The sequence below is a fragment of the Streptomyces sp. NPDC001717 genome, assembly GCF_042892775.1.
Classification (GTDB): Bacteria; Actinomycetota; Actinomycetes; order Streptomycetales; family Streptomycetaceae; genus Streptomyces.
The window spans coordinates 456,902-481,908 of sequence record NZ_JBIAUK010000003.1; the positions used below are offsets into that span (position 1 = coordinate 456,902).

General features: G+C 72.2%; 21 protein-coding genes and 2 pseudogenes. 13 read left to right on the forward strand and 10 right to left on the reverse strand.

What is annotated here, in order from left to right:
- Positions 1-196 precede the first annotated feature (196 nt).
- From ACFYZL_RS09385 to ACFYZL_RS09395, 3 genes are all read left to right on the forward strand, one after another.
- Entirely contained in the window at positions 197-2,221 is a 2,025-nt protein-coding gene (locus ACFYZL_RS09385; protein WP_388677506.1) for an FAD-dependent oxidoreductase, read from the forward strand.
- 56 nt (positions 2,222-2,277) lie between these two features.
- Positions 2,278-2,691 (forward strand): PaaI family thioesterase, encoded by a 414-nt coding sequence (locus ACFYZL_RS09390; RefSeq protein ID WP_384747399.1) that lies wholly within the window; start codon positions 2,278-2,280, stop codon positions 2,689-2,691.
- 73 nt (positions 2,692-2,764) lie between these two features.
- On the forward strand, positions 2,765-4,114 hold the full coding sequence (locus ACFYZL_RS09395) for an MFS transporter (protein ID WP_388677510.1): 1,350 nt from the start codon (positions 2,765-2,767) through the stop codon (positions 4,112-4,114).
- Here the strand turns inward: ACFYZL_RS09395 and ACFYZL_RS09400 are convergent.
- Positions 4,044-5,630, reverse strand: coding sequence for an alpha/beta hydrolase (locus tag ACFYZL_RS09400; RefSeq protein ID WP_384747415.1), 1,587 nt, complete (start codon positions 5,628-5,630; stop codon positions 4,044-4,046). The two genes, ACFYZL_RS09395 and ACFYZL_RS09400, sit on opposite strands and share 71 nt — an antisense overlap.
- A 182-nt stretch (positions 5,631-5,812) precedes the next feature.
- Between ACFYZL_RS09400 and ACFYZL_RS09405 the strand changes: the two genes are divergently transcribed.
- The 4 genes from ACFYZL_RS09405 to ACFYZL_RS09420 all read left to right on the forward strand — a co-directional run bounded on the left by ACFYZL_RS09405 (position 5,813) and on the right by ACFYZL_RS09420 (position 9,882).
- Positions 5,813-6,385: a hypothetical protein gene (locus ACFYZL_RS09405; RefSeq protein ID WP_388677513.1), complete on the forward strand. Its 573-nt coding sequence runs from the start codon at positions 5,813-5,815 to the stop codon at positions 6,383-6,385.
- 131 nt (positions 6,386-6,516) lie between these two features.
- Entirely contained in the window at positions 6,517-7,101 is a 585-nt protein-coding gene (locus ACFYZL_RS09410) for a helix-turn-helix transcriptional regulator (protein ID WP_384747407.1), read from the forward strand.
- Between the two features lie 145 nt (positions 7,102-7,246).
- Positions 7,247-8,455 (forward strand): MAB_1171c family putative transporter, encoded by a 1,209-nt coding sequence (locus ACFYZL_RS09415; RefSeq protein WP_384747410.1) that lies wholly within the window; start codon positions 7,247-7,249, stop codon positions 8,453-8,455.
- On the forward strand, positions 8,452-9,882 hold the full coding sequence (locus ACFYZL_RS09420; protein WP_388677517.1) for an NAD(P)/FAD-dependent oxidoreductase: 1,431 nt from the start codon (positions 8,452-8,454) through the stop codon (positions 9,880-9,882). Before ACFYZL_RS09415 ends, ACFYZL_RS09420 begins: the two co-directional genes overlap by 4 nt.
- Before the next feature lie 114 nt (positions 9,883-9,996).
- Here the strand turns inward: ACFYZL_RS09420 and ACFYZL_RS09425 are convergent, their stop codons facing one another.
- Together ACFYZL_RS09425 and ACFYZL_RS09430 are read right to left on the reverse strand one after the other, a co-directional pair.
- On the reverse strand, positions 9,997-11,205 hold the full coding sequence (locus tag ACFYZL_RS09425; RefSeq protein WP_388677520.1) for an IS701 family transposase: 1,209 nt from the start codon (positions 11,203-11,205) through the stop codon (positions 9,997-9,999).
- Between the two features lie 74 nt (positions 11,206-11,279).
- Positions 11,280-11,537, reverse strand: a pseudogene (locus ACFYZL_RS09430) (IS5/IS1182 family transposase); the annotation flags it as partial.
- Between the two features lie 171 nt (positions 11,538-11,708).
- Here ACFYZL_RS09430 and ACFYZL_RS09435 point away from each other — a divergent pair.
- Complete coding sequence (locus ACFYZL_RS09435; RefSeq protein ID WP_388677523.1) at positions 11,709-12,233, forward strand: hypothetical protein; 525 nt, start codon at positions 11,709-11,711, stop codon at positions 12,231-12,233.
- An 82-nt stretch (positions 12,234-12,315) separates the two neighbouring features.
- Here the strand turns inward: ACFYZL_RS09435 and ACFYZL_RS09440 are convergent, their stop codons facing one another.
- The 3 genes from ACFYZL_RS09440 to ACFYZL_RS09450 are packed head-to-tail and all read right to left on the reverse strand — an operon-like array spanning position 12,316 to position 15,005.
- Complete coding sequence (locus ACFYZL_RS09440) at positions 12,316-13,581, reverse strand: multidrug effflux MFS transporter (protein ID WP_388677526.1); 1,266 nt, start codon at positions 13,579-13,581, stop codon at positions 12,316-12,318.
- A gap of 3 nt (positions 13,582-13,584) precedes the next feature.
- On the reverse strand, positions 13,585-14,229 hold the full coding sequence (locus tag ACFYZL_RS09445; RefSeq protein WP_388677529.1) for an NAD(P)-dependent oxidoreductase: 645 nt from the start codon (positions 14,227-14,229) through the stop codon (positions 13,585-13,587).
- 23 nt (positions 14,230-14,252) lie between these two features.
- Positions 14,253-15,005, reverse strand: coding sequence for an MBL fold metallo-hydrolase (locus ACFYZL_RS09450; protein ID WP_388677532.1), 753 nt, complete (start codon positions 15,003-15,005; stop codon positions 14,253-14,255).
- A gap of 81 nt (positions 15,006-15,086) precedes the next feature.
- Between ACFYZL_RS09450 and ACFYZL_RS09455 the strand changes: the two genes are divergently transcribed.
- Together ACFYZL_RS09455 and ACFYZL_RS09460 are read left to right on the forward strand one after the other, a co-directional pair.
- Positions 15,087-15,716 carry a winged helix-turn-helix transcriptional regulator gene (locus ACFYZL_RS09455; RefSeq protein WP_384746483.1) on the forward strand — a complete coding sequence of 210 codons (630 nt, stop codon included), beginning with the start codon at positions 15,087-15,089 and terminating at the stop codon, positions 15,714-15,716.
- A gap of 671 nt (positions 15,717-16,387) precedes the next feature.
- Complete coding sequence (locus ACFYZL_RS09460) at positions 16,388-16,513, forward strand: hypothetical protein (RefSeq protein ID WP_388677535.1); 126 nt, start codon at positions 16,388-16,390, stop codon at positions 16,511-16,513.
- Positions 16,514-17,562: 1,049 nt separating this feature from the next.
- On the opposite strand, the gene ACFYZL_RS09465 is transcribed toward ACFYZL_RS09460, so the two are convergent.
- A complete protein-coding gene (locus ACFYZL_RS09465) occupies positions 17,563-19,641 on the reverse strand; it encodes a glycosyltransferase family 4 protein (protein WP_388677538.1) in 2,079 nt (692 codons plus the stop codon).
- A gap of 229 nt (positions 19,642-19,870) precedes the next feature.
- Here ACFYZL_RS09465 and ACFYZL_RS09470 point away from each other — a divergent pair, with 229 nt between their 5' ends.
- On the forward strand, positions 19,871-21,157 hold the full coding sequence (locus ACFYZL_RS09470; protein WP_388677541.1) for a glycosyltransferase: 1,287 nt from the start codon (positions 19,871-19,873) through the stop codon (positions 21,155-21,157).
- Positions 21,158-21,183: 26 nt separating this feature from the next.
- Here ACFYZL_RS09470 and ACFYZL_RS09475 read toward each other — a convergent pair whose 3' ends face one another.
- The gene (locus ACFYZL_RS09475; RefSeq protein ID WP_388677544.1) at positions 21,184-21,885 is read right to left on the reverse strand and encodes a YqjF family protein; all 702 of its coding nucleotides are present in this window, start codon (positions 21,883-21,885) and stop codon (positions 21,184-21,186) included.
- A gap of 565 nt (positions 21,886-22,450) precedes the next feature.
- Here ACFYZL_RS09475 and ACFYZL_RS09480 point away from each other — a divergent pair.
- Together ACFYZL_RS09480 and ACFYZL_RS09485 are read left to right on the forward strand one after the other, a co-directional pair.
- A complete protein-coding gene (locus ACFYZL_RS09480) occupies positions 22,451-22,786 on the forward strand; it encodes a hypothetical protein (protein WP_388677547.1) in 336 nt (111 codons plus the stop codon).
- A gap of 343 nt (positions 22,787-23,129) precedes the next feature.
- Positions 23,130-23,309: pseudogene (locus tag ACFYZL_RS09485) on the forward strand (hypothetical protein); the annotation flags it as partial.
- A gap of 22 nt (positions 23,310-23,331) precedes the next feature.
- Here ACFYZL_RS09485 and ACFYZL_RS09490 read toward each other — a convergent pair.
- Complete coding sequence (locus ACFYZL_RS09490; protein ID WP_388677550.1) at positions 23,332-24,099, reverse strand: amino acid ABC transporter ATP-binding protein; 768 nt, start codon at positions 24,097-24,099, stop codon at positions 23,332-23,334.
- Complete coding sequence (locus ACFYZL_RS09495) at positions 24,096-25,001, reverse strand: amino acid ABC transporter permease (protein WP_384726004.1); 906 nt, start codon at positions 24,999-25,001, stop codon at positions 24,096-24,098. The genes ACFYZL_RS09490 and ACFYZL_RS09495 overlap by 4 nt, the downstream gene beginning before the upstream one ends.
- Positions 25,002-25,007: the final 6 nt, after the last annotated feature.

Here is a 25,007-nt window from a genome sequence, read left to right on the forward strand (position 1 = left end):
TGGCCGCCCGGGTCGACCCGTCGTCCTCGTCCGCCGGATCTCGGCGATACGGGCGGCGTGAACTCCGCCACAGCCGGGGCCCGCCTTCCCGGGGAATCCGGGGGAGGCGGGCCCCAGCTGTTTTGCACTTAGTTGCAAAACGGGGCTCCCCTCGCTAGAACAGGTTCATCACCCCCGCGCGAGGAGGCGCCCCCTCATGAGTTCCCAGAGCCGGTACCCGCACCTGCTGAGCCCCCTGGACCTCGGCTTCACCACCCTGCCGAACCGCGTGATCATGGGGTCCATGCACACCGGCCTCGAAGAGCACGAGGGCGGCTTCGAGCGCCTCGCCGCCTTCTACGCCGAGCGCGCCCGCGGCGGCGCCGGGCTCATCGTCACCGGTGGCATCGCGCCCAACGACGCGGGCCGGCCCTTCGAGGGCGGCTCCCGCCTCACCACCGAGGACGAGGCCGCCGAACACCGGGTGATCACCGACGCCGTGCACGCCGAAGGCGGCCGGATCGCCATGCAGATCCTGCACTTCGGGCGCTACGCCTACCACAAGGACCTGGTCGCGCCGAGCGCGATCCAAGCCCCCATCAGCCCCTTCGTCCCGAACGAGCTCACCGACGTCGAGGTCGAGCGCACCGTGGAGGACTTCGTCCGCGCCGCCCGCCTCGCCAAGCTCGCCGGGTACGACGGCGTCGAGATCATGGGCTCCGAGGGCTACCTGATCAACGAGTTCATCGCGGCCGCGACCAACAAGCGCACCGACCGCTGGGGCGGCGCCTACGAGAACCGCATGCGCTTCCCGCTGGAGATCGTCCGCCGTACCCGCGCGGCCGTCGGCGAGGACTTCATCCTCGTCTACCGCCTCTCCATGCTCGACCTGATCCCCGGCGGCTCCACCCTCGAAGAGGTCGTGCGGCTCGCCAAGGAGGTCGAGGCGGCCGGCGCCACCATCATCAACACCGGCATCGGCTGGCACGAGGCCCGCATCCCCACCATCGCCACCTCCGTCCCGCGCGGCGCCTACACCTGGGTCACCAAGCGGCTGATGGGCGCGGTCTCCGTCCCCCTCGTCACCAGCAACCGCATCAACACCCCCGAGATCGCCGAGGAACTCCTCGCCGACGGGCGCGCGGACCTCGTGTCGCTGGCCCGGCCCTTCCTCGCCGACGCCGACTTCGTGGCCAAGGCCGCCGCCGGTCGCCCCGAGACCATCAACACCTGCATCGGCTGCAACCAGGCCTGCCTGGACCACACCTTCAGCGGCAAGATCACCAGCTGCCTGGTCAACCCGCGGGCCTGCCACGAGACCGAACTCGTGCTCTCCCCGACGAAGCTGAAGAAGCGCGTCGCCGTCGTCGGCGCCGGCCCGGCCGGTCTGGCCTGCGCCGTCTCCGCCGCCGGCCGCGGCCACGCCGTCACGCTCTTCGAGGCCTCCGGCCACATCGGCGGCCAGCTCGACATCGCCCGACGCGTCCCCGGCAAGGAGGAGTTCGAGGAGACCATCCGCTACTTCGGCACCCAGCTCGCCGAGAGCGGCGTCGAGGTCCGGCTGAACACCCGCGCCGACGTCGAGACGCTCCAGGGCTACGACGAGGTCGTCGTCGCCACCGGAGTCACCCCCCGCACCCCGGAGATCGAGGGCGTGGACCACCCCAAGGTCGTCAACTACCTCGACGTGCTCCAGGGCGGCGCCCCCGTCGGCGAGCACGTGGCCGTCGTCGGCGCCGGCGGCATCGGCTTCGACGTCGCCGAGTACCTCACCGACAGCGGCGAAGGCGCCTCCCAGGACCCCGACGTGTACTTCCGCCACTGGGGCGTGGACACCTCGTACGCCGGACCCGGCGGGCTCGCCAAGCCCGAGCGCCCCGCGCCGCCGCGCAAGGTCCACCTGCTGCAGCGCAAGACCACCAAGGTCGGCGCCGGCCTCGGCACCACCACCGGGTGGATCCACCGCGCCGAGATGAAGCACCGCGGGGTCGTCTCCGTCGCCGGCGCCGCGTACGACCGCATCGACGACGAGGGCCTGCACATCACCGTCGGTGAAGAGCAGCACCTCGTACCCGCCGACACGGTGGTCCTGTGCACCGGACAGGAGCCGCGCCGCGACCTGTACGAGGCGCTGCGCGCGGCCGGCGTCGAGGCGCACCTGATCGGCGGCGCCGACGTGGCCGCCGAGCTCGACGCCAAGCGGGCCATCCGCCAGGGCACGGAGCTGGCCGCCACGCTTTGACCCGTGACGGCCGAAAGGGGATTGTGGCGGCCCGGCGGGGCCGCCACAATCGCCCGGTGACGTTCTCCCCCGCTGACGCAGACAAGATCCTCAGCCACCACTTCGCCCCCTGGGTGCTCGCCCTCGGCCTCACCGTCCAGGAGACGGGCGAGCGGCACGCCGTACTGCGGCTGCCCTGGTCCGACGAACTGGCCCGGGACGGCGGCGGCCTCTGCGGGCAGGCCATGATGGCGGCCGCCGACACCGCCACCGTCATCGCGATCTCCGCCGCGCGCGGCGCGTACGGGCCGATGACCACCGTCCAGCAGTCGACCAGCTTCCAACGCCCGGTGGTCGGCGCCGACGTGATCATCCGGGTACGGGTCACCAAGCTCGGCAAGCGGATGGCCTTCGCCGACATCATCCTGACCCCCGACGGCTCCGACGAGCCGGCCGCCACGGCGTCCACCGTCTACGCGCTGCTCGGCTAGGGCATTCCCGCCCCCTCCGCATGCCGGGGAAAAGCAAGTGACAGTCCGGGATTCCGGCCACTAGCGTCCCGGTGTGCGGGGGAACAAGAACTTCAACGTCTTCTGGCTCGGCCAGGCGCTCTCGGTCCTCGGCGGATCCATCTCGCTGCTCGCGCTGCCGCTGCTCGTCCTCGACGCCACCGGGTCCATCGTGCAGATGGGCCTCATCACCGTCGTCTCGGGCGCCACCGGCATCGGCACGGGCCTGTTCGCCGGATACGTGGTGGACCGGGTGGACCGCCGTCGGCTCATGATCGTCTGCGATCTGACGCGGGCGGTGCTGCTCGGCGCGCTGCCGCTGGTCTGGTGGGCGGGGCCCCGGATCTGGGTGCTGTACGTACTGACCGCCGTCGTCGGCGTGCTCAGGACCCTCTTCGACGTGGCGTACGTGACGGCGGTGCCGCAACTGGTGCGCCCCGAGGACCTGACCACCGCCAACGGGCGCCTGTTCGGCACCTTCGCCCTGGGGACCCTGCTCGGGCCGGCCGCGGCCGGGTTCATCGCCGCCGGGGTCGGCCCCGACTGGGCGCTCGCGGTCGACGGGGCCACCTTCCTCGTCTCCGCCGTCAGCCTCCGCTGGGTGACCTTCCACCGGCCGTCCGCGCCGTCCGGGCCGTTGGGGTCGCCGGAGCCGGCGGAACCGGCGGAGCCGTCCGGGAAGCGGCCGGCGGCCGGCGGGGAGGTGCTGCGGGAGATGTTCGTCGTCGGCTTCCGCTTCCTGTGGGGCCACCCGCTGCTGCGCCCGCTGACCATCCAGCTGACCCTGCTGACCTTCGTCACCATGGGCGCCACCGACCTCTTGGTCTTCCACGTCGAGGAGGACCTCGGCAGGGACTCCGTCACCCTCGGCTACGTCATCGCCGCGGGCGGGGCGGGGTCCGCCGTCGCGGCCCTCGCCGCCGGGCGGCTGCGCCGGGTCCTCGGCATCGGCGTCTGCTGGCCCGCCGCGCCGGCCCTGATCGCGGTGTCGGTCGCCGGCATCGGGATCAGCGGGAGCGTGCCGGTGATCGCCGTGCTGTCCGCGGTGTTCATGTTCGGCAGCACCCTCGGCGGGGTCTGCACCATGACCCTGCGTCAGGAGGTCACCCCGGACCACCTGCTGGGCCGCGTCACCTCCGCCTTCTGGACGGTGCACAACGCCTCGGGCCCCATCGGCGCGGCCGTGCTCACGGCGCTGGCCGCCCGCCACGGCGTCCCCGCGATCAGCCTGGCCGGCGGCGCGCTGTGCCTGCTGATCCTCGGCGGAGCACTGCTGACCCCGCTGCGCGGCGGCCGGGCCGATGCGCAGCGGGGTCCGTACGGGGAGGGTCCGGTCAGAAGCGGCCGGGTCCGGCGGGGAAGGGCAGCGGACCCGACGGAACCGGGGAACCGGGCCGGGCTTTAGCGGCCGGCGGCTGCGGGGCCGGGTTCCGGCAGGTCACGTCCCGGTCGGGCAGCCGGCCCGTGGCCAGGTACGCGTTCACGTGCGCGTTGGCGCAGGAGTTGGGGTCCGCCAGGTACACGCCGTGGCCCTCGCCGCCCTCCACCAGCACCATCCGCGAGCCGTTCAGCGCCCGGTGCAGGCCCTGCCCGCTGGTCAGCGGCGTCTGCGAGTCCCACTCGTTCTGCACGGTCAGCACGTTCGCCCGCGTCCGCATCGGGGTCGCGGCCTCCACGGGCCGGTTCCAGAAGGCGCACGGCTTGATGTTGGACGCGAAGTCCCCGTACAGCGGGTACTTCGCCTTGTCCCTCACCGCGTCACGCTCGTACTGCTCCGGGTAGCGCGGCCACGTGCCCGTGTCCCCGCACACCACGGACCAGAACACCGAGACGTCGTTGTCCGAGGCCGGTGCGGCGGCGCCGCTCCCGCCCGTGAGCAGCCGCTTCACCTCCGCGGCCGAGGCACCCGCCGGGAGCGGCTTGCCCTCGGCCGCCGCCTTGAGGGCCGCGACCATCGGGGTGGCCTGGGCCGGGTAGAAGAACACCGCCCGCGCGGCCCGGATGACGTCGCCCGTGACCTTGACGCCCTCGAACTCGATCGGCTCCCGGTCGGCGCGCGCCACCAGCCCCCAGAAGCCGGCGGACACCGCCTCCGGGCTGTCGCCGAGCCCGTACTCGGCCGAACGCTCGGCCGCCCACTTCGTCCACCGGGCGAAGGCGGGCTCGGCCTGCGTCGCCCACTGCTGGAGCATGCCCCGCCAGATCTGCTGCGGGTCCACCCCGCTGTCGAGCACGAAGCGGTCGGTGCGCTGCGGGAACATCTGCGTGTACACCGCGCCGAGGTAGGTCCCGTACGAATAGCCCACGTAGGAGAGCTTGCGCTCGCCCAGCGCCGCGCGGATCACGTCCATGTCGCGGGCCGTGTTGCGGGTGGTGATGTACGGCAGCACGTCGCCGGCCTTCTCACGGCACTTCTCGGCGACCGTCCGCGCCCACGCCACGTCGGAGGAGAAGCCCTCCGGGTGGTAGGGGCGGTCTATGGGCCTCTCGGCGTCGGTCAGTCCGCAGGAGAGGGGACTGCTCGCGCCGACCCCGCGCGGATCGAAGCCGATGAGGTCGTACTGGTCGCGTACGTCCTTGGGCATCGCTTCGTCCATCATCAGCGGCAGGTCGAGCCCGGAACCGCCGGGGCCGCCGGGGTTGAGCAGCAGTACACCGTGCCGTTTGGCCGGATTCTCGCTCTTGACGCGGGATATCGCGAGGTCGATGGTGCGCCCCTGGGGGCGCCGGTGGTCGAGCGGGACCTTGAGCGTGGCGCACTCGTACGAGGCCGGCTGCTCGGGGCTGCAACGGTGCCATGCGGGCTTCTGCTGCCCGGACTCCTGCGCGGGGGCGGCCGCCCAGGCGCCGGTCGCGGAGAGCAGGGGCACGGTGGTGGCGAGGAGAGCGGTGGTGGCGAGCAGCGGTGCGAGGCGTTTCATGCGCACGTGGCCGTTCCTTCCCTTCGGTCTGGAGGGCGAAGTCGTATGTCCCACCACCCTGTTGCACGCGCGGACGGGGCGAATCATCCCGGAGGGCGGGACTTCGTGCTCCTCACGAACGAGCCGAAATCAGGACAACTGGCCGACACGCGGAAGGTGGTGGCTGCACGCGGTCGCGGCCCGTGCGGGCCGGTCCTGAATTCCAGCCGACCGGCCCGCCCGGGATCGTGCTCGCCGGGATCCTCGCCGACCGCAAGATGCGGCACACGACGACCGGGCGGCTCGCGCCGGCCTCCGCCGTCTCCATCGACGCCGTCACCTGGGTCCTGCCGGCCCTGGCCGTCGGCCTGCCCCCGGGCCGGGACGGCTTCGCGACGGCACTCGCGGTGCTCGCCGTCGGGGCCCCGGCGGCCGCCGCCACCCAACGGTTCGGGCTCACCGACGTGTTCGGGGCGGTCCTCGTCGGACTGGCCCTGCCCGCGGACGGCGAGCGCGGCCCCTGGACCGCCGCCGCCGGAGCCCTCGGCCGGGCCGGGCCACGGCTGCTGCCCGTGCTGTTCGTCGTCCCCGGCACCACCCTGGCCGCCGGACCCGAGACGGTGCTCGACTGGCGGGCCCTGCTCCACGCGACCGCCACCGCACGGTGCGGGCCGCTGCTGTGGGCCGTCGACCGCCGGGCCGCGGACCCGCCCGACCGGCCCGACTTCGCCCCGGCGCTCCCGAACCACCCGCTGAAACGGACGAGTCGAGGGTAAACGATCGTTTCAACTGTGGAATCGATCGTCATTCTGATCTAAGGTTTCGCAGGTCCGGGCGGTGTGTCCGGTCCGAGTGCTGTCCTCGAACCGTCGTACGAGGACCGCGGTCACCACCGTCAGGAGGATCCGTGACCGACGAGGGTGCCCCGCACCTGAAGAGCCTGGGACTCCTCGAAGAGCTGATCGAGAAGGCCGACCTCGACGGGGCCGCGGTCCTCGACCCGACACCACTGTCGCTGAGCACCGGCCTGCCCGAGAGCGTCGTACGCGCCGGCCTGCGAGGCCAGACCCTGTACGAGACCGATTTCCAACAGCAGGTGGCGCAGCGGCTCGACTTCCTCCGGGAGACCCGCCGCCGCCCGGACGGGCTCCAGCACTCCCAGGCCGAGATCGCCGACGGCGCGGGCGTCACGCCCCAGTGGGTCGGTGAACTCCTCAAGGGCCGCAAGGTGCCGAGCCTGGAACTGGCCGCCCGCATCGAGGACTTCTTCAAGGTCCCGCGCGGCTTCCTCACCGCGACGCCGTCCCAGGCGCTCAACCGGGCGCTGGAGGAACGGCTGGCGAGCGAGCAGGCCCGTCAACTGGAGGACCTGCGGGAACTCAAGGAGCGGTACCAACTCCGGTCGATCGCGTTCCGGGGCGCCCCGGAAACCCTGGCCAAGATGCGGGACCTGCTGGATTTCATCATGAGCGACGACGAGCAGCAGAAGTGAACGGGAGCGAGGGGGTGGGGACCATGAGGAGCCGGCGACGCCGCGGGCGGCAGCTGCCGCCCAGTGAGGGAGTCATGCGCATGAACAGCCTTGTGCCCGGACGGCCGGGCACCGGCTTCACCGCCGGAACGCGCGGGGCGGCGGCATGAACGAGCCCAATGGCGCGGCCTTCTACATCCCGGGGGCGCTGCTGCTGCTCGCGGGCTTCCTGAAGCTGCCCCCGCTGTGGCGCAATCCCAAGGACGAGCTGCTGCGTTCCGTGTGCGTGCTGCTCTTCGCGGCCGCCGGCGTCTTCGCCACGGCCGCGGTCCCGTCCATCGCCGCCATCAACCGGTTCACCGGGATACCGAACGCGGCCGCACCGGTCGTGTACACGATCCTGACCGGGTTCTCCGGGGCCAATCTGGTCCTCATCATCCGCTGGAGCAGCGGTCCCGAGGACGCGGAACGGGCCGCCCGCTGGTCCCGCCGCTGCAACTGGGCCACCGTCGCGGTCATCGCCGCGATCAACGGGCTCTTCGTACTGGGCGACGCCCCGCGAGAGCGGCTGGTCGACCTCGACACGTACTACGCGAACACGCCCTACATCCGAGAGATGATCGTCCTGTACCTGGTGGCGCACACCACCGCCGCCGTCACGATGACCGTGCTGTGCTCCCGCTGGGCGCGCGTGGTGCACGGCCCCCTGCGGGCCGGCCTGATCTTCATCGTCATCGGCTACATCCTCAACCTGGTGTACGACGGGCTGAAGTTCACCGCGCTCGGCGCCCGCTGGACCGATCACGACCTGGACCGGCTGAGCTGGCCGATCGCCCCGCCGATCGCCGCCGTCTCGGCACTGCTGATCGGCATCGGCTTCGTCCTGCCGCTGCTGTCCCAACGTCTCATGGACTACGCCGGGATGTGGCGCCGCTACCACCAGCTGCAGCCCGCCTGGCGCGAGCTGCGGGCGGCGACCCGGCACAGCATCAACCTGGCCGGCGGAATCTCGACACCCATCGAAGTACGGGTGACGCAGATCGAATCCGACATCTACGACGGCATCCTCAGCGTCCACCCCTTCCTCAGCCCCGAGGTACGGGAACTCTCGCTCGCCGAGGCGCGCAAGACGGCCCCCTCCGACGAGGAGGCGGCCGTCATCGCGGACGCCGCCGTGCTGGCCCACGCCGTGGTCATGTGGAGCAGGCACGCGGCCGGACAGTCCGAGGCGCCCGCGGAGCACGCCGGGGACGGACCGTTGCTCGCCTCCGCCAACAGCGCCCGCGGGCTCGTGCGCCTGTCCCGGGCCCTGTCGAGGTCCGCCGTCGTCCGAGCCACCCGTGAAGCAGCCGTACTAGAGAGCAGTGCACGATGACCCAGAACCCTTCCGGCAGACTCCGAGCCGTCGTCCTCGGCGGCGGACTGGCGGGCACCCTCGCCGCCGCGGCCCTGGCGCCGCACGTGGCGGAGGTCCTCGTCGTCGAACGGGACACCGTGCTTCCCGAGACCGCGTCCCCCCGACCGAGGCTGCCGCAGGCCGCCCACGCCCACATGCTGTGGTCGGGCGGGGCCGACGCCATCGAGGAACTGCTCCCCGGCACCACCGCCACCTGGCTGGCGGCCGGCGCCCACCGGATCCCGATCCCGAACGGGATGGTCTCGTACTCCCCGGCCGGCTGGTTCCGACGCTGGACCGAGACGCACTACCTGATCGGCGCCAGCCGCGACCTCGTCGACTGGGGGGTGCGCACCGAACTGCGGGCCGCCCACCCGAACGTACGGATCCGCACCGGCGTGCGCATCGCCGGGCTGGTCGGCGACGGGTCCGAGGTGACCGGCGTCCGGGTCCTCGACGAGGCCCGGGAGGAGGAGGTCATCGACGCGGACCTCGTGGTCGACGCGACGGGCCGTGACTCCAAGGCCCCGGAGTGGCTCGCCGGGATCGGCGGTCCCGTGGTCGAGGAGACCGTCGTGGACGCCGGCGTGCGCTACGCCAGCCGCCGCTACCGGGCGCCGGAGGGCGCCGGGTCCGACTGGCCGGTCGTCAACATCCAGGCGGACCCGCGGCTCGGCACGCCCGGCCAGGTGGTCTCCGTCATCCCCATCGAGGACGGCCAGTGGCACGTCAGCCTCTCCGGTACCCGCGGTGGGGAGCCGAGCGGCGACGAGCAGCTCTTCGAGGAGTTCGCCCGAGGGGTGCGCCACCCACTGGCCGCCGACTTCCTGGCCCGTGCCGAGCCGATCGGCGAGGTGGCCGTCTACGGCCGGACGGCCAACCGGCAGCGACTGTACGAGAAGGCCCCGATGCCCTCGGGGTTCGTCGTCCTCGGCGACGCGGCGACCAGCCTGAACCCGGTCTACGGGCACGGCATGTCCGCGGCGGCGCTCGGCGCGCTGGCCCTGCGCGACACCGCGGCGAAGACCCCGGTCGACGCGCCGAAATTCGCCCGGCAGGCCCAGAAGGCCATCGCCGGACCGGCCTCCGCGGCCTGGCTCCTGGCCGTGGGCCAGGACCGCTTCTACCCGGACGCGGTGGGCAAGGCCCCCACCCTGGGCGACCGGCTCGCGGCGCGGTACGTCCAGCGCCTGAACCGCACCGCGATCGGCAACTTCCTCGTGGTCCGGGCGCTGACGGAAGTGATGGCGATGAAGAAGCCGGCCGCGGTCCTCGGCAGCCCCGACGTCCTCCTCGCGGCAGTCCGCGGCCTGCGCCGTCCCCTGCTCGACGGGCCCCAGCTGACGGAGCGGGAGCGGAGCGTCCTGGACCGGGAACCGCTGCGTGCGGGGGCGGACAAGCCCTAGTAGGGCTTTGTTAGCTCGTGTCGTAGGGCTGCCGGGTGGGTTGTCGGCAGGTGGGGCAGGTTCCGGTCCAGGTGGCGATGAGGTGTTGGAGGAGGTCCAGGGCCTGATAGAGGGTCAGGCCCTGGCAGGGGCTTTTGGGCTCCTCCGCTGTTCGGTCAGGAAGAGGTGGGCGGCGGTGACGAGGGTGACGTGGCGGTGCCAGCCGGTGAACGAGCGGCCCTCGAAGTGGTCCAGGCCCAAGGCGGTCTTCAGTTCCCGGTAGTCGTGCTCGATCCGCCAGCGTGCCTTCGCCAGGCGGACCAGGTCCTTGGCGGGGATGTCGGCGGGCAGGTTCGAGATCCAGTACTTCACCGGCTCGTCCTCGCCCTCCGGCCACTGGGCGATCAGCCAGGTCAGCGGGATCGTGCCGTCCTTGGCCGGTTTCGGCCGGCGGCCGGCGAGACGGACTCGCAGGAGCACGAAGTGGGAGCTCAGGGCCGCTTTGGAGCCCTTGCGCCAGACCAGGGCCCTCCCGTGTTCCCGCCCGGCGGCCAGCACGTGCTCCCGCAGGGAGACCGGGCGGGAGCGGTAACGCGGCAGCGGCCGTGGGCCCAGCCCGCCATAGGCGGGCTGGTGAGGTTCGGCGCTCTGCGCGTGGGCCGTCATCTCGCCCTTGACCTGCAGCACGTAAGCCAGACCGCGGTCCTCCAGGCCGTGGCGGAAGTCCGCGTTCGCGCCGTAACCCGCGTCCGCGACCAGGACGGCGGGCCGAAGCCCGATCGAGGCGAGTTCGTCGAGCATGTCCAGGGCGAGGCGCCATTTCGGCTGGTGATGCTCGCCCTCGGGGATCCGGCATGCCTGGCGACGTCCGGCCGCCTCCGGGCCGTCCCATGACTCGGGCAGGAACAAACGCCAGGCCAGCGGGCACGAAGCGGTGTCGGAAGCGGCATGAACACTCACGCCGATCTGGCAGTTGCCGACCTTCCCCAGAGTGCCGGAATACTGCCGGGCCACCCCGGGCGAGGAACGGCCGTCTTTGGGGAAACCGGTGTCATCCACCACCCACACCTGCGGCCGCACCGCCCGCACCGCCCGCCAGGCCAGGCGGGCCCGGACTTCCCCGACCGGCCAGGTCGAGGTCGTCATGAACTGCTGCAACTGCTGGTGATCGATCCCGAGGCGCTCGGCCATCGGCTGCATCGACTTGCGGCGGCCGTCCAGCAGCAGCCCCCGCAGATACAAGGCGCCCTTCTCACGCTGATCCCGCCGCACCAGCGGCGCGAACACCTCGGAGGCGAATTCCTCCAACCGGCCCCGACACGCGGCAAGTTCCCCAACCCTCATACAACCAGCGAACTACCAGACACCCACCGTGACAAGACCAGCTAACAAAGCCCTACTAGGATGTGTCCGGCCGATCATGTTCGGAGCCAGCTGATGAGGGCTTTGGCAGTTGCGGTGCCGAGGCAGACGTAACGGCGTTTGTCGTAGCGGATGGCCACCGCCCGGTGCTGTTTGAGCCGGTTGATGGCCCGTTCGACGGTGTTGCGCTTCTTGTGCCGGTCCTGGTCGCAGCCGGGTGGCCGTCCGCCGCGTGAGCCTTTGCGTAGGCGGGCGGCCTGGCTGTCGGTCTTCTCCGGGATCGTGTGCCGGATGCCCCGGCGCCGCAGGTATTGACCGCAGGGGCCGGCCTTGTCCAGCCCGGCGAGGCGCTGCGTACCGCGCACCAGACGTTGGATGCCGAGCAGTTGCGGAAGCTGTCGCATGACCAGCATGTGGTGATCGGGCGCCTCGCGCGTACGGCGCGCGCTCTGGCCGTGGAGGCTGGGCAGGCGGTGAGTGAGCCGGTGTTGCACGAGGTCGAGCAGATCCTGCACGCGGTCCTTGCCGACGCTGATACGGCGTCCCTGTGGGAGGCGGGCCGGTTGGTGAAGGCCCCGGACGCCGCGGTGGGCTTCACCGGTCTGGAGTCGGCGCCCGGCGCTGCCTTTCCTCGGCGGACGGTCCGGCCCGCCGTACCGGCCAAGGAGCAAGTGCAGCCGCCGAAACCGGATGCCGAAGGGCGTGCGGCGCAGGCGCGCCGTGAACGTGCGAGGGCGGCGCAGGCGGAGGCAGCCGAGACGGCGGCGGAGGCCGAGCGCTTGGAGGCGGCGCAGGCTGCCGCGCAGGAGCCGGCGGACCGCGCGGGCGTGGACGTGGTGGCGGCCGAGGACGACGCACGGGCTGCGGGGGAGCGGCTGGAGACGGCGCGTGCTGCGAGCGTGGATGCGGCCGCCGGCCTGAAGGAGGCGGGCCGAGCGGCCGCGAAGGCGCGGACGAAGGCGGAAGCGGCGGCTCGGAAGGCCGCCAAGCTCACCGGCCCCGAGGAGTGAGGGGCGTCGCTGCACCCGACCGTCGTGGTACGTCTGGCACGCTGATCGCGGAATCATCCTGTTCGCCAGACGCTGGCCCGATTCACTGGATGTCGGCTCGTCTGCGATCGATGTGCCGGCGAGGTCGCCGGTGGCCGGCACGTCCTTGGCGAGCCGGCCTGCGAGTGTGCTCACCGGGCATCGACCGGGTGAGGACGCCGAGTGTGAGCAGAGCGAGCGCCGGCAGCACGGCGACGATGATTCCCATCGGCAAGGCGTCGGTGGCGCCACCCGCGCCGGCCAGCGGAGCAAGTGCCCCGCCGAACATGAACTGGCTGAAGCCGAGCAGAGCGGCCGCCGACCCGGCGTGTCCGCCGTGGTCGGCCAGGGCCTGGGCCGCGGCGTTCGGCATGACCAGGCCCACGCTGGAGACCAGGACGAACAGGCCGAGCAGGAGCACGGGCAGGGGTGCCCGTGTCAGCACCGCGCCCAGGACCGTGGTACCACCGGCTGTCGCGCCCAGCAGACCGGCGAGCAGCAGTACGCGAGCGCCGGCCCGGGCCACCAGCCGGCCGCTGATCTGGGCGGCTGCGATGAGTCCGGCGGCGTTGACGGCGAACACGGCGCTGTACTGCTGCGGTGACAGGCCGTGGATCTCCTGCAGGACGAACGGCGAGCCGGAGATGTAGGCGAACATCGCCGCGAAGACCAGGCCGTTGGCCAGGACGTACCCGGTGAAGACCCGGTCACTGAGCAGCTGCCCGACGACAGCCGGCAGTGGCTGGCGTGACGCGGAGGACCGGGTCTCCGGCAGTCCTGCGGCGGAGGCGGCCAGCATCACGGCGCCGAGTACGGCCAGGCTCACGAAGATCCCCGGCCAGGCCGTGACGCGCAGTAGCTGGCCGCCGAGGACCGGCGCGAACACCGGCGCCAGGCCGGTGATCAATGTCAGTGCGGAGAAGAGACGTGCGGTGCGGGTTCCGGAGGTGCGGTCGCGGACCATGGCGTTGGCGATGACGATGCCGAACGCCCCGCCGATGCCCTGAACCAGGCGTAGGCCGACGAAGGTCCGGACGTCGGGCGCCACCGCGCAGAGCGCGCTGGCGATCGTGTAGAGGGCGAGGCCCGCCAGCAACGGACGCCGCCGGCCGTAGGTGTCGCTCAGCGGCCCGGCGATCAGCTGCCCGATGGCCAGCCCGGCCAGGCAGGCGGTGATGGTGAGCTGGGTGGCCGCGGCGCCGGCGCGTAGGTCGCCGGCGAGGTCCGGCAGTCCGGGCAGGTAGCCGTCGATGGACAGTGGTCCCAGGGCCACGAGCGCTGCGAGCAGGACGATGAGTCGGGTTTGCCGGCCGGCGGCGTCGTTGCTCATGGCTCAGTACGCCACGGTGATGCGGCGGCGGATCGCGGTGCCGCTCTCGATCGTGTCGGCCAGGGCGATCGCGTAGTCGGCGTACGAGATGCGGCTGTTGCCGTCGTCGTCGGTGAGCAGGGTGTCCCCGGCGCTGCGGTAGGCCCCGGTCCGCTCGCCCGCTCCGATGACCGCGGCGGGTGACACGTACGTCCAGTCGAGGTCGTGCACGCCGCGGTAGAGGTCGAGCGCCTCGGACTGGGCCTCGGCATTGGCCTTCCACAGCGCGGGGAAGTCCGGGTCGTCCATGACCCGGGCGCCGGTCGGCGTGCGCAGGCTACCGGCACCGCCGATGGTGACCAGGCGGGTGACGCCGGCTCGGCGGAGTCCGTCGATCAGCGCACGGGTGGCACCGACGATCGTGGCGCGGTCGTTCTCCTGGCCGATCCGGGGGCCGACGGCCGACAGTACGGCGTCGTGGGAGGCGGCGAGGCCGGCGACCGCGGCGGCGTCGGTGACGTCACCGGTGGTCACGGTCAGGGCCTTGTGCTCGAGTCCGTCGACGTGGCCGGCTCGGGTGACCGCGGTGACGGTGTGGCCGCGACGCAGTAGTTCCTCGGTGGTGGGTCGGCCGATGTTGCCGCTGGCACCGAACAGGACGATCTTCATATGTTGCTCCTTGTTTCTGATGGTCACAGGACGGGCCGGCCGTCGGCGACGATGGCCGCGGTGATGCCGCGCTCGTCGGCGGCGTGCTGGAAGCGCCGCTCGATGTCGGGTTGTTCGGTGTAGAACGGCGGGTTGTGGAACAGGCCGTAGTGCATGGCGCAGACGGCGCCGGCGCCGAGTGCGACGGCGGCCTCGACGCCCTGCTCGGGGGTCATGGTCGCCGGGACGTTGGCCGCGTAGCCCTCGAAGTGGGCGATGACGCCGTTGACCGGGACGAACGCGACGTCGAACGGGCCGTGGTCGCGGGCGATCTGCCACCAGCTGCCGTGCCACTGGGTGTCGCCGCAGTGGATGATCCGCCGGCCGGCGCCTTCGACGACCCAGGCGACCTGGTCGCAGTCGTTGCCGCGCCAGTCCAGCGAGGTCACCGGGGTGACGGTCAGCTCTCCGATGCGGCGTGACTGGCCCAGGTCCTGGGCGACGGGGGTGATGCCCACCTCGTGCAGCGCCGCAGCGCTCGGGGTGTGGCAGCCGATCGTGCCAGTGGCCGCGATCCGGGCGATCAGGTCGTGGTCGTAGTGGTCGGGGTGCAGGTGGGTGATGAGGGCGTGGGTGCCGGGCGGGGTATCGACCGGGTCGACCGGCCGGTGCGGCGGCCCCATCACCGGCGCCAGCGGAGCGACGTTCTCGAGCGGATCGATCAGAAGACGGGTGTCGCCGAGACGGATCTCGACGCCGGCCCAGGCCAGCCGACGCACGGAAAGGGTTGGGGTCATGGGCAGCGACGCTAGACCGACCTTGTTGAGAAAGTCAACAAGCAAGTTTTGAATCTCAACGCCACGTTGTAGGGTGGTGGCATGCGCACCTATGGGCAGTACTGCGGCATCGCGAAAACACTGGACACCGTCGGCGACCGATGGACCCTGCTGATCGTCCGTGAACTGTTCGCCCTGGGTCCGTGCCGGCACACCGACCTGCGCAACGGGCTGCCCGGGATCGCCAGCAACCTGCTGGTCGACCGGCTCCGCGAACTCGAGGAAGCCGGCCTGATCCACCGCGAGGCCGCCCCACCGCCGGTGGCCACCACTCTGTTCTCCCTCACCGAGCGTGGCCGCGAGCTGGAGCCGGTGCTGCGGGAGCTGAGCCGGTGGGGCATGCCGCTGTTGCGTCAGCCGGGCGGCAGCGACACCTTCCGCACCCACTGGCTGGACATGCCCGCCCGGGCACTGACCGACCACCACCCCGACCAGCCGGCAATCGCCCTGCAACTGCACGCCGACGGCAACGAAGACCTGGTCATCGAAGTCAAGGACGGCTCGGTGCACACCCACGCCGGCCGGGTCGACCACCCCACCGCGTCCCTGACCGGACCGCCGCACCTGCTCGCCGCGACCCTGCTCGGCGACCTCGATCTGAGCGCCGCAGTACGGCAAGGCCTGCGGCTCAGCGGCGAACGCGAGGCAGTGCTGCGCATCCTGCCCCGCTGATCCGGGTGTGAGACTGGTAGGAACATCGGTACCGTGGTTGGCACCGAGAACGATCATGGTCGGCCATCAGACTGGCATCACCGGCACCGATGATCCCTTCCCCATCGAGGCGGACCTTGTTACGTAGGGTCATGGCCCTGCCCCATCCAGGCTTCAGCACTCCGCGGGTTCCGGACGTGGACGACTTCGCGATCCGCCGCGGCCAGACCTACTTGAGGTCCTGGCCCGCTGCCCCGAGCTGGACACGGCCGCCGGACGTGTCCGGGACTTCGGGGAGATACTCACCGGCCGCCTCGGCTCCTCACTCCCCACGTGGATCGACGCAGTCGAAGCCGGCCAGCTGCCCGGCCTCACTGGCTTTGCACTCCACATGCTCCGGAACCTCGACGCAGTAACAGCCGGCCTCACCCTCGACTGGAGCTCCGGCAGCATCGAGGGTGCCGTCTCACCGCATCAAGAAGATCAAGCGACAGCTCTACGGTGGAGCCGGGTTCGAACTACTCCGAAAAATGATCTTGCTCCAGTAGTTCCTCGCGCCAATGTGGCTCTGCTGCTGGTCAGCACCTTCGAGGTCAGAGCTTGGTCGTCCAGGCCCGACAGGGTGCTCACTCGGTGCCAGCCAAAGCTCAGGCTACGACTCTCAGCCCTTCGGGCAAAAGTACGCTGCCCTCATGACGCTCTACTTCGACGCGGCGGCGGCGCTGTTCCAGGTGCACCCGAGCTGTAACGGTCGCTGGGAGGACCGCCTGTGGCTCAACGTCCCGGGGCCGGTGTACGGCGCCGAGACCGATAACTGAGCGACAGGTCGACTCGAAGCCCCGCGAAACGGCGACGACCTCACCGTCCCGATCACCACAACCACCCCGCCGGCATCACGGGTGGACAACACCCGACGTGGTGAGTCACCGGTGACTCACCACGACCTCCCCACTGCAGGTCATCGCCCTGCTCACGGGCTCACGGCGACCTCACCGGTGAGTGACACGCTCTGCCGGTGTGGTGCCGATCAGGGGATGGGGGCCCAGGTGGACCACTGTCCGGTGGTGTAGTTGGCGTCCTTGTTGAGCGCGGTCCCCTCTTCGTCGAGTGCGTAGACCCGCACGGTGTTGCCCATGGGGATGGAGGTGAGGCTGGTGAGTTGGCTGCCGCCGAGGCTGCCCCACCGGCCCCAGCAGTCCGCGGATGTAATCCCGCATGCGGCGTCGTGGTTCGATCCGGCCGAAGCGGGCCCCGATCGTCAGGAACAGATTCTCGAGTTCGTGGCCCCACGCGCTGGTGGGCACGTCATTGATCACACTCGTGGACTGCTCCGCAGGCTGTCACTACATGCGGCGGGGGCATACGTTCGCGGGACGGTCACCCAGAACCGTCCCGCACCCGCCCACACACCGCTACACTCCCCACACCCAAGCCGTTGACCAGCAGTAATGAAGAAGTCCGGCTGGAGTACCAGGGGCGCGCGACAGCATCCGAGAGACCCGGTGGTACCGCAGCATCGGTTCGAGTGCCCCGACAGCCCCGACAGCCCCGACAGCCCCGGCTGCTGCGGTTGAGGAGGCCGCCCACCGGCACGCCGCGTGTCCCGCAGATGCGCCCTCAGGAGCAGCGAGCACCAGGGCCATCGCGAACCCGAGGCGCACGATCCCCAGGTTGTATGCCAAGACAAGTACGTGGTCCGTGGTACTGGTGCGTGACGGGGGCAGCGTCCCAGCGCAGTCGTGCGTGATGCGGTGGGGTTGGGGCGACCGTGGCGTACCGCCGCAGGAGGGCGACTTCCACGGCGGCTGGATCACCTCGGAGAGGTGCGCGGGCCGTTCAAGGGCGAGCCGGGAACCCTGCCCAGGGGTCAGCCGGGGTGCAAGGCGATGTAATGGGCTGCCAGTTCGGCCGCCATGCGCGTCACGGAGAACCGTTCGGCGACCAGCTTCCTGCCCGCGGCCGCGTACCGGCGCCGGTCGTCGGCGGAGGTGGCGGCGACCCGCCGCAGGCCCCGCATCAGGCCCGACTGGCCGGACGTGTCCATCAGGAGGCCGTTGACCTGGTCGCGGAGGTAGTGCGCGACCCCGCCCCGGCGCGGACCGGCGACGGGAAGGCCGGCGTCCATCGCCTCCAGGACCGCGATCCCGAACTCCTCCTTCGCGCTCGGGCAGACGTACCAGCAGCAGGAGTCGTCCCCGCGCTGTGCCAGGGCACGCTGCAGTCGGCGTACGTCGGTGTTCGGCAGGGCCGGCAGCAGGGCCAGGCGGCGCGCCGCCTGCGGGTACGGGGCGAGGAGGGTCTCGATGCGGCGGCGGACCTCGTCCTCCACCTCGGTGCCGGTGCCGGGGCTGCCGCCGACGAGGACCAGGGCCGTGGTGCGGTCGGAGCCGGTCGCCAGCCAGGACCGGACCAGCAGGTCCTGCTGCTTGACCGGGTGCAGCCGGCCCACGCACAGCAGCACGGGCAGCTCGCGGTCCCCCGGGTCGAGGGCGTCGGGGCGCGCCCCGTCCCTGTAGAGCCGCTGCAGCGCCTCGTCCCGCCGGACGTCCTCGTCGGGTGCGGGCCGGTAGGGGGCGATGCCTTCGGGCGGGGCGCTGGGTCCGCGTCCTTCGTTGAGCCGGGCGAGCCCGGGGAAGTGGCGGACGAGTTCGCGGGTGCCGCCGCGTCCGGGGATGCCGACGACCCTGTCCGCGCGCTGGACCAGCCGGTCGGCCAGGAAGACCCGGTGCAGATCTTGCCGGAGGGCGTCCGCCGCCCTGGGGTCGGCGGGGTCGCTTGCGGCATGGCGTTCGGCGAGTCCGCGGTGCGGGTCGGGCGTGGCCGTGAAGACCCGCGCGGCGCCCAGCCGCTCCGCGGCGTCGACGAGGGCCAGGCTGCCGTCGTCGGCGTACCGGACGTGCACGACGTCCAGGGGCCGTGCCATGGCACCGAGCAGGCGGACCGCCCACCAGGTGAGGGCGGGACGGTGGCGGGGCATGTCCACCTGCGCCGGGGTCGAGGGGCAATCGACGGGGAGCCGCAGGACCCAGTGCCCGGGGGCCCGTTCGTGGGCGAGCCGGTCGTCGGCGGCGAGGTCCTCGTGCCCGGCGGTCACGACGGTGATGACGCCGGATATCCCCTCGGTCGCGGCCAGCCGGTCGCCGAGCCCGCCCAGCAGCACCGCCAGCCCGCCGCTCATCCCCTGCCCCGGGGTGTCCAGGCTCCCCAGCAGCATGGACTGCGCGATCAGCCGGCCCCTGGGCTCCTTGGTCCCCGGGCCGAACGCGGGTGGCGCGGAAGCCAGGAGGAGCCGTTCGTAGACGTCCCCGGCCTCGGAAGGATGCGGCGCATGGGCGGGGCCGCCGGGGAGCTGACGCAGATACCGCCAGGCGGAGTGGCGTACCGCCCGGTGCGCGGTGGCGCGCGCGAGCGACGCGCTCTGGAGCGGAGTGAGGGGACGCAGGTCGGCGGCCACCGCGAGGTCCAGCAGATGACCGACGACCGGCCCGTCGCGGGACTCGCCGAGAGCGGCGCGCAGTACCTCCTCGGCGTGCCCGTGGCCGTACCAGCGAACGGTCTCCGGCCACAGCTCCGTCACCACGGCCATCAGGCGGGGGTCCCCCTCCCGGTGGGCGAGCAGGGCCTCCGGCGTCAGTGGCACGCCCAGCCGGGCGGCCCGACGCAGACCCGCCACGGCCTTGTCCCGGCGGTCCGTCCCCGATCGCACTCCGGGCGGGACGGCCCGCGACCGCAGGCCGTATTCGGCTTCGAGCAGTGTCGCCAGTTCGCCCTGCGCGTCCGGAAGCCCTCCGTCGGGGCCGGGCCCCGGGAGGTGCGCGGTCCAGCCGGAGCCGGTGAAGAACGCGGTGCGGGCGGCCACCAAGGGGTCTCGGATGTCCTGGCCCGCTCCTGCCGGCCGTGCGGGGTCGTGAGCCGCCGAGGGGGGCGCGAAAGCGATGCCGACCACGGGTTCTCCTGTCTCGGGGGACGGCGCTGACCTCCGTGATTCGCCGTGTGACGCCCGTGCGGATGCACCTGCGTGCGGTGTTCATCGCCACACCGGCCGACCTGCCCGGACGCGGCTACGATGCGCTGGCCCGGGTCTGCCGGACAGCGGACCGAAGACGCCTTGGCCGGGGGTTCGCATGCCGCGTGTCGTTGTCGTAAGTCCTCCCTTCGTCTCCCACGCACGACCGATGTCGGTCCTGGCCGGCGCACTGCGCCGGCGCGGTGCGGACGTGCACTTCTGCTGTGCTCCGGCGTTCGAGCACCTGGCGCGGGAGGCCCGGGTGGGCTTCGAGCCGCTGTCCGTGACGCGCAATGCCAACACTGGGGTCGCCGAGGCGACCGTGCAGGACGCCCGGGAGGCGGCCCGGCTGGCGGAGTTCCTGGACGCCACCCGCGAGGGCGCCGTGCCGGCGCTGCTGGCCCAGGCCCGCCACCGGCGGGCCGACCTGCTGGCCGACCCGGACAGGGTGCTCGACGCGCTGCGCTCGGCCCACCGGCGGCTGCGCCCCGACTGGTACGTCGTGGACCAGCTCAGCTACCCGGTCACCCTGGCCCTGCACTGCCTGGGCCTGCCCTACGCCACCTTCTGCCCCGGACACCCGAGCTATGTGCTCTCCGGCCCCGACGCCTACTTCGGCCTCCCGCAAGCCTGGCCCGACGCGCTGCGGCCCGATCCGGAGCGGCTGGGGGAGCTGAGGGCCGCGGCCCGGCAGAACGACGAGGCCTTCACCGCCCTGTTCGCGGCCTTCGCCCGGCGGCACGCGCCCTCCCGGCCGGCCCCGGGCCGGGCCTTCGCCCTCAGCTCGCCGCACGCCGTCGTCCACGCCTACCCGGCGTTCCCCTGGCTGCCCGCGCCTGCGCCGGGCCCGGTCCGCCTGTTCGCCGGGCACATGGCCGCGGGTGCGGGCCCCCTGGACGCGGAGTGGGACGCGCGCCTGAAGATGCTGCGTTCGAGCGGTGAGCGGGTCGTCCTCGTCGCGCTCGGTACGTTCCTGTCCGCGCGCGACGACGTCCTGCGCACCGTCGTCACGGGGATCCTCGACGGCATGGCGGACGTGTCGGTCGTCGTCGCGGCCGGAGGACGGACGGCCGCGCTGGCCGATCTCGCGGGCGCACGGGCCGTGGTGGTGCCGTCGGTGCCCCAGCGCGCGTTGCTGGAGCGGGTGGACGCGATGGTGCACCACGGGGGCGGCAACTCCTTCACCGAATGCCTTCGGGCGGGCGTGCCCGCGGTGGTGCTGCCCTTCTCCAGCGACCAGTTCTCCGTGGCCCGGGACGCGGAACGCGCGGGTGCCGGTGTGGTGCTCGACCCGAACGGGCTGTCGCCGGGCGACGTCCCCGCGGCGCTCGGGACGTTGTGGCGGAGCGTGAGCCCGAGCATGCCCGGCCTGGCCGAGGCGGTACGGGGGCGGGGGCCGGGGTGGGCGGCCGGAGAGCTGCTGTACGCCATGGGCCGGCGGAAGCCCGCGCGCTGATCCTGGCGCCGCCGTGCTCGGGCGGGTCAGCCGGGCCACGTGCCGGGTACGGCCAGGGGCACCGGGGGGCCGAAGACCACTGGGAGGCCGGGAGCGTACAGCACGCTCACGGGCTCGCCCTGGGGCCTGGACAGCCCGGCCGCCGCGACCAGGCCGTCCTCCCAGCCCAGCAGGGTGCACCTGCGGAAGGACCAGGCGGGGTGCGCGTTGGGCAGGTAGTAGGTGCGCCCGAGGAACCGCTCGTGCAGTCCCCAGCGTTGCGTGAGGAATTCCTCCAGCGGCGTGGCGGTCACCTGCTCGTCCGCCACGTCCAGCCACACCCGCGCCCCGGCCCGCGCGCCCTGGCGCCGCCTCGTGCGGTACAGCAGCCGGCTGTCGAACCACCGGCTGTACATGCGCGACCACCGGTAGGGCAGGCCGAAGGCGCCGCGGGCCGTCAGCACGGGCAGGAGCCGGTCGCAGTCCAGCGAACGGAACACCACCCCGCGACGTCCCATGGCGTCGCGGCTGTACAGGCGGACGTTGACCTCACCGAAGCTCCCCAGGTAAGGCAGGGCCGGCATCCGGCCGACGGCTAGGTCGTCCATGCGGAAGAAGACCAGGCCGACGTACGCCCGGCCCCGGTGGAGGTCGGGCACGGTGCCGTACGGCAGCAGCCGGGCCACCTCGCACGGGTCGGCCGGCCAGTGCAGGAACACCAGGTCCCGCCAGCGCTGCCGGAACAGCACGCGCCGGACCGTACGCGGAGCCAGCGCTGTCAACGCCTCCGCGGGCCGGGCGCCGTGGGACGAAGGTCCGTACCCGGGACGTCTCCTCGACATGTCCGCCCTACCTCACCGCGCCGAGCGCCGCACCGCTGCCCGGCGCGCACGACGACACCGTCCGGGGCGTGCGGCCCTGCGGCCGGCGCCGCCCCGATGACCTGTGGCACCCGGCACCGGAATCCGCGCGTCCCGTCCCTCCATGGCCCGCCTCCCGGTCCGTGCCGACGTTCTGGCGCCACACATCCGGTTCGGCGGTAGGCCCTCGCGCGGATGCAGGGGCGAGCACGGCGGCAAGGGGCACGCCTGCCTGTCGGCGACATGGCCGGCCGGCTACCGCCACCCCCGGAACCAGTGGAGTGCCGAGCTGATGGCGGCCGTGCCGGGCGCGTTCGCGCAGCCCCGGCCGCTCATCGAAGACGCCGCAGCAGCCGGCGACCCCATCGAGGTTCTTCCCGCCGTCTTCCACGCCCCATGGCATGGACAGCTGACGACACCGCTTCAGCCGCTCCGGCAGAACGGGAGGTACCCGGTGACCACAAAGCGCAATGCACGGCCGGCCGTGAAAGTCGGGGCGCATGTCCGGTTCCGCGGACTGAAGTGGCAGGTGGTCGCCCTGTCCGGGCGGGACATCCGCCTCGTCGGCCCGGACGGCGGTGAGACCGTGCTCGCCGGGTACCTGTGCGCCGACCCCGGCTTCACCGTCATCAGAGCCGACGCGCCCCAGGCGGCCCCGAAGTGGGGGCTGTTCGAGACCGCCCCTGCCACGGCACGCGAGAACGCGCTGGCCTGGCAACGGCACGTGAGGGAAGTCGCATGTGGGCTGCCCGGCGGCCCTGGCAGCGAAGGAGTCGTACGGGAGCAGTGAGACCCCGCCCGGCACACGCCGGCCGAGCGGGAACAGGCCAAGGCCGAGGAACTGACCGCGGCTGTGACCGTGCGGTGGGGCTGGCCTGCCTTGTGGGCAGGGGAAGGATGTCGCTGTGCCGCAGCCTTATTCGGAAGAGTTCCGCCAGGACGTCGTGCGGGTCGTGAGGAACCTTGGTCCGGGTGTGACGGTCGAGCAGGTGGCCACTGACTTCGGCGTCCATCCGATGACGTTGTGGAAAGTGGATGCGCCGGGCGGACATCGGCTACGGGGCCACGGCCGCCCTGGACCGGCCACCGAGTCCGCGTCGACCAAGGCCACCGAGCGGCTCGCGGGTAAGCGCACCACCCTGGTCGTGGCACACCGGTTGAGCGCCGCCGCGCGCGCCGACGGGGTCGTGGTCATGGACCACGGCCGGGTCGCGGAGGACGGCACCCACGCCGAACTGGTGGCCCGCGGCGGCCGCTACGCCGACCTGTGGCGCACCTTCGAGGGCGAGGACGAGGCGGCTGCGGCGGCGTAGCGCCCGTTTGTGGGACCAGGCTCTAGACGACGACCGTGCCGTCCCGTCCCGGGAGGTCGAGGACCCGGGAGAGGAAGCGCCGCGTGGCCTGCTCCCGGGGGGCGGTGAAGACCTGCTCGGCGGTGCCCTGCTCCACGATCACGCCGTTCTCCAGGAAGCAGACCTGGTCGGCGACTTGGCGTGCGAACTCCATCTCGTGCGTGGCCATCAGGATGGTCAGGCCGCGCCGCTTGAGGTCCGCGACCACCTCCAGCACCTCGCCGACCAACTCGGGGTCGAGGGCCGAGGTGATCTCGTCGAAGAGCAGCAGTTCCGGGTCCGTGGCGAGCGCGCGGGCGATGGCGGCGCGCTGCTGCTGGCCGCCGGACAGCCGGTCGGGGTGCTCTCGGGCCTTGTCCGCCAGCCCGAACCGGGCCAGGAGCTCGCGGGCCGTCTCCTCCGCCTGCTTACGGGGGACGCCGTGGGCCCGGCGGGGCGCCAGGGTGATGTTGTCCAGCACGCTCAGGTGCGGGAACAGGTTGTAGGCCTGGAAGACGATGCCGATCCGCTTGCGGGCGGCATCGGTGTCCAGCCGTGGGTCGGTCAGCTCGCTCCCGGCCAGGTGGATCGTGCCGTCGTCCACGACGTCCAGCATGTCAACGCACCGCAGCAGGGTGGACTTGCCCGATCCCGAACCGCCGATGAGGCAGACGACCTGGTGCTCGGAGACGTCCAGGTCGATGGAGCGCAGGACCACCCGCGGCCCGTACTGCTTGCGTAGGCCCCGGACCCGCAGCAGGGGTTCGATCATCGGCCGGCCTCCGCCCAGGTGCGCTGCGCCGCCCGCCGCTGGAGCCGGTCGGCGAAGCGGGTGAGTGGGATGGTCACGGCGATGAACAAGAGGGCTGCTCCCAGGTACGGGGTGTAGTTGAAGTCGTAGTCCGCCTTGATCTGGGCCTGCCGCAGCGCCTCCAGCGGGCCGAGGACCGCCACCAGCGCGGTGTCCTTCTGGAGCGCGATGAAGTCGTTGAGCAGCGGCGGGAGCACGTTGCGCACCGCCTGCGGCAGCACCACGTGCCGCAGGGTCTGGCGTTCGCTGAGCCCCAGCGCCCGCGCGGCGGAGCGCTGCGCGGGGTGGACGGAGTTCAGCCCGGCCCGCAGGACCTCGCCGACGTACGCGCCGTAGGAGAGGACCAGGGCGATCACGCCGAGCACCCAGGGCTCGGAGGGGGTGCCCTGCAACCGCAGCGCGGGCAGACCGAATCCGACCAGGAACACCAGGAGCAGCGTCGGTATGCCGCGGAAGACGTCCACGTAGAGAGTCGCGGCCAGCCGCAGGGGCTGGAGGCCCGGTGCGCGGGTCACGCGCACGAGGGCGGTCAGCAGCCCGAGGACCAGGATCAGCACCTCGGCGACCACGAACATCCGGATGTTGAGCCAGAATCCGTGCAGGAGGTCGGGGAAGGCCTTGCGCAGCTCGGCGCCGTCCAGGAAGAGGGAGTCGACCCGTTCCCAGCCGGGTGAGGAGACCGCGGCCGCTCCGACCGCGACCAGGAAGAGCACGGTGCACACGGCGGAGGTCCAGGTGTGCCGCCGCTTGCGGGCGCGCCGGAAGTGCCGGCGCTCCACCTCGCGCTCGCTGGGCCGGTAGGTGTCGTCCACGGGGGCGGCGGCGGCCGCCCCGTGCGGTGCGCGGGTCTTCGTGAAGTCCACGGCGCG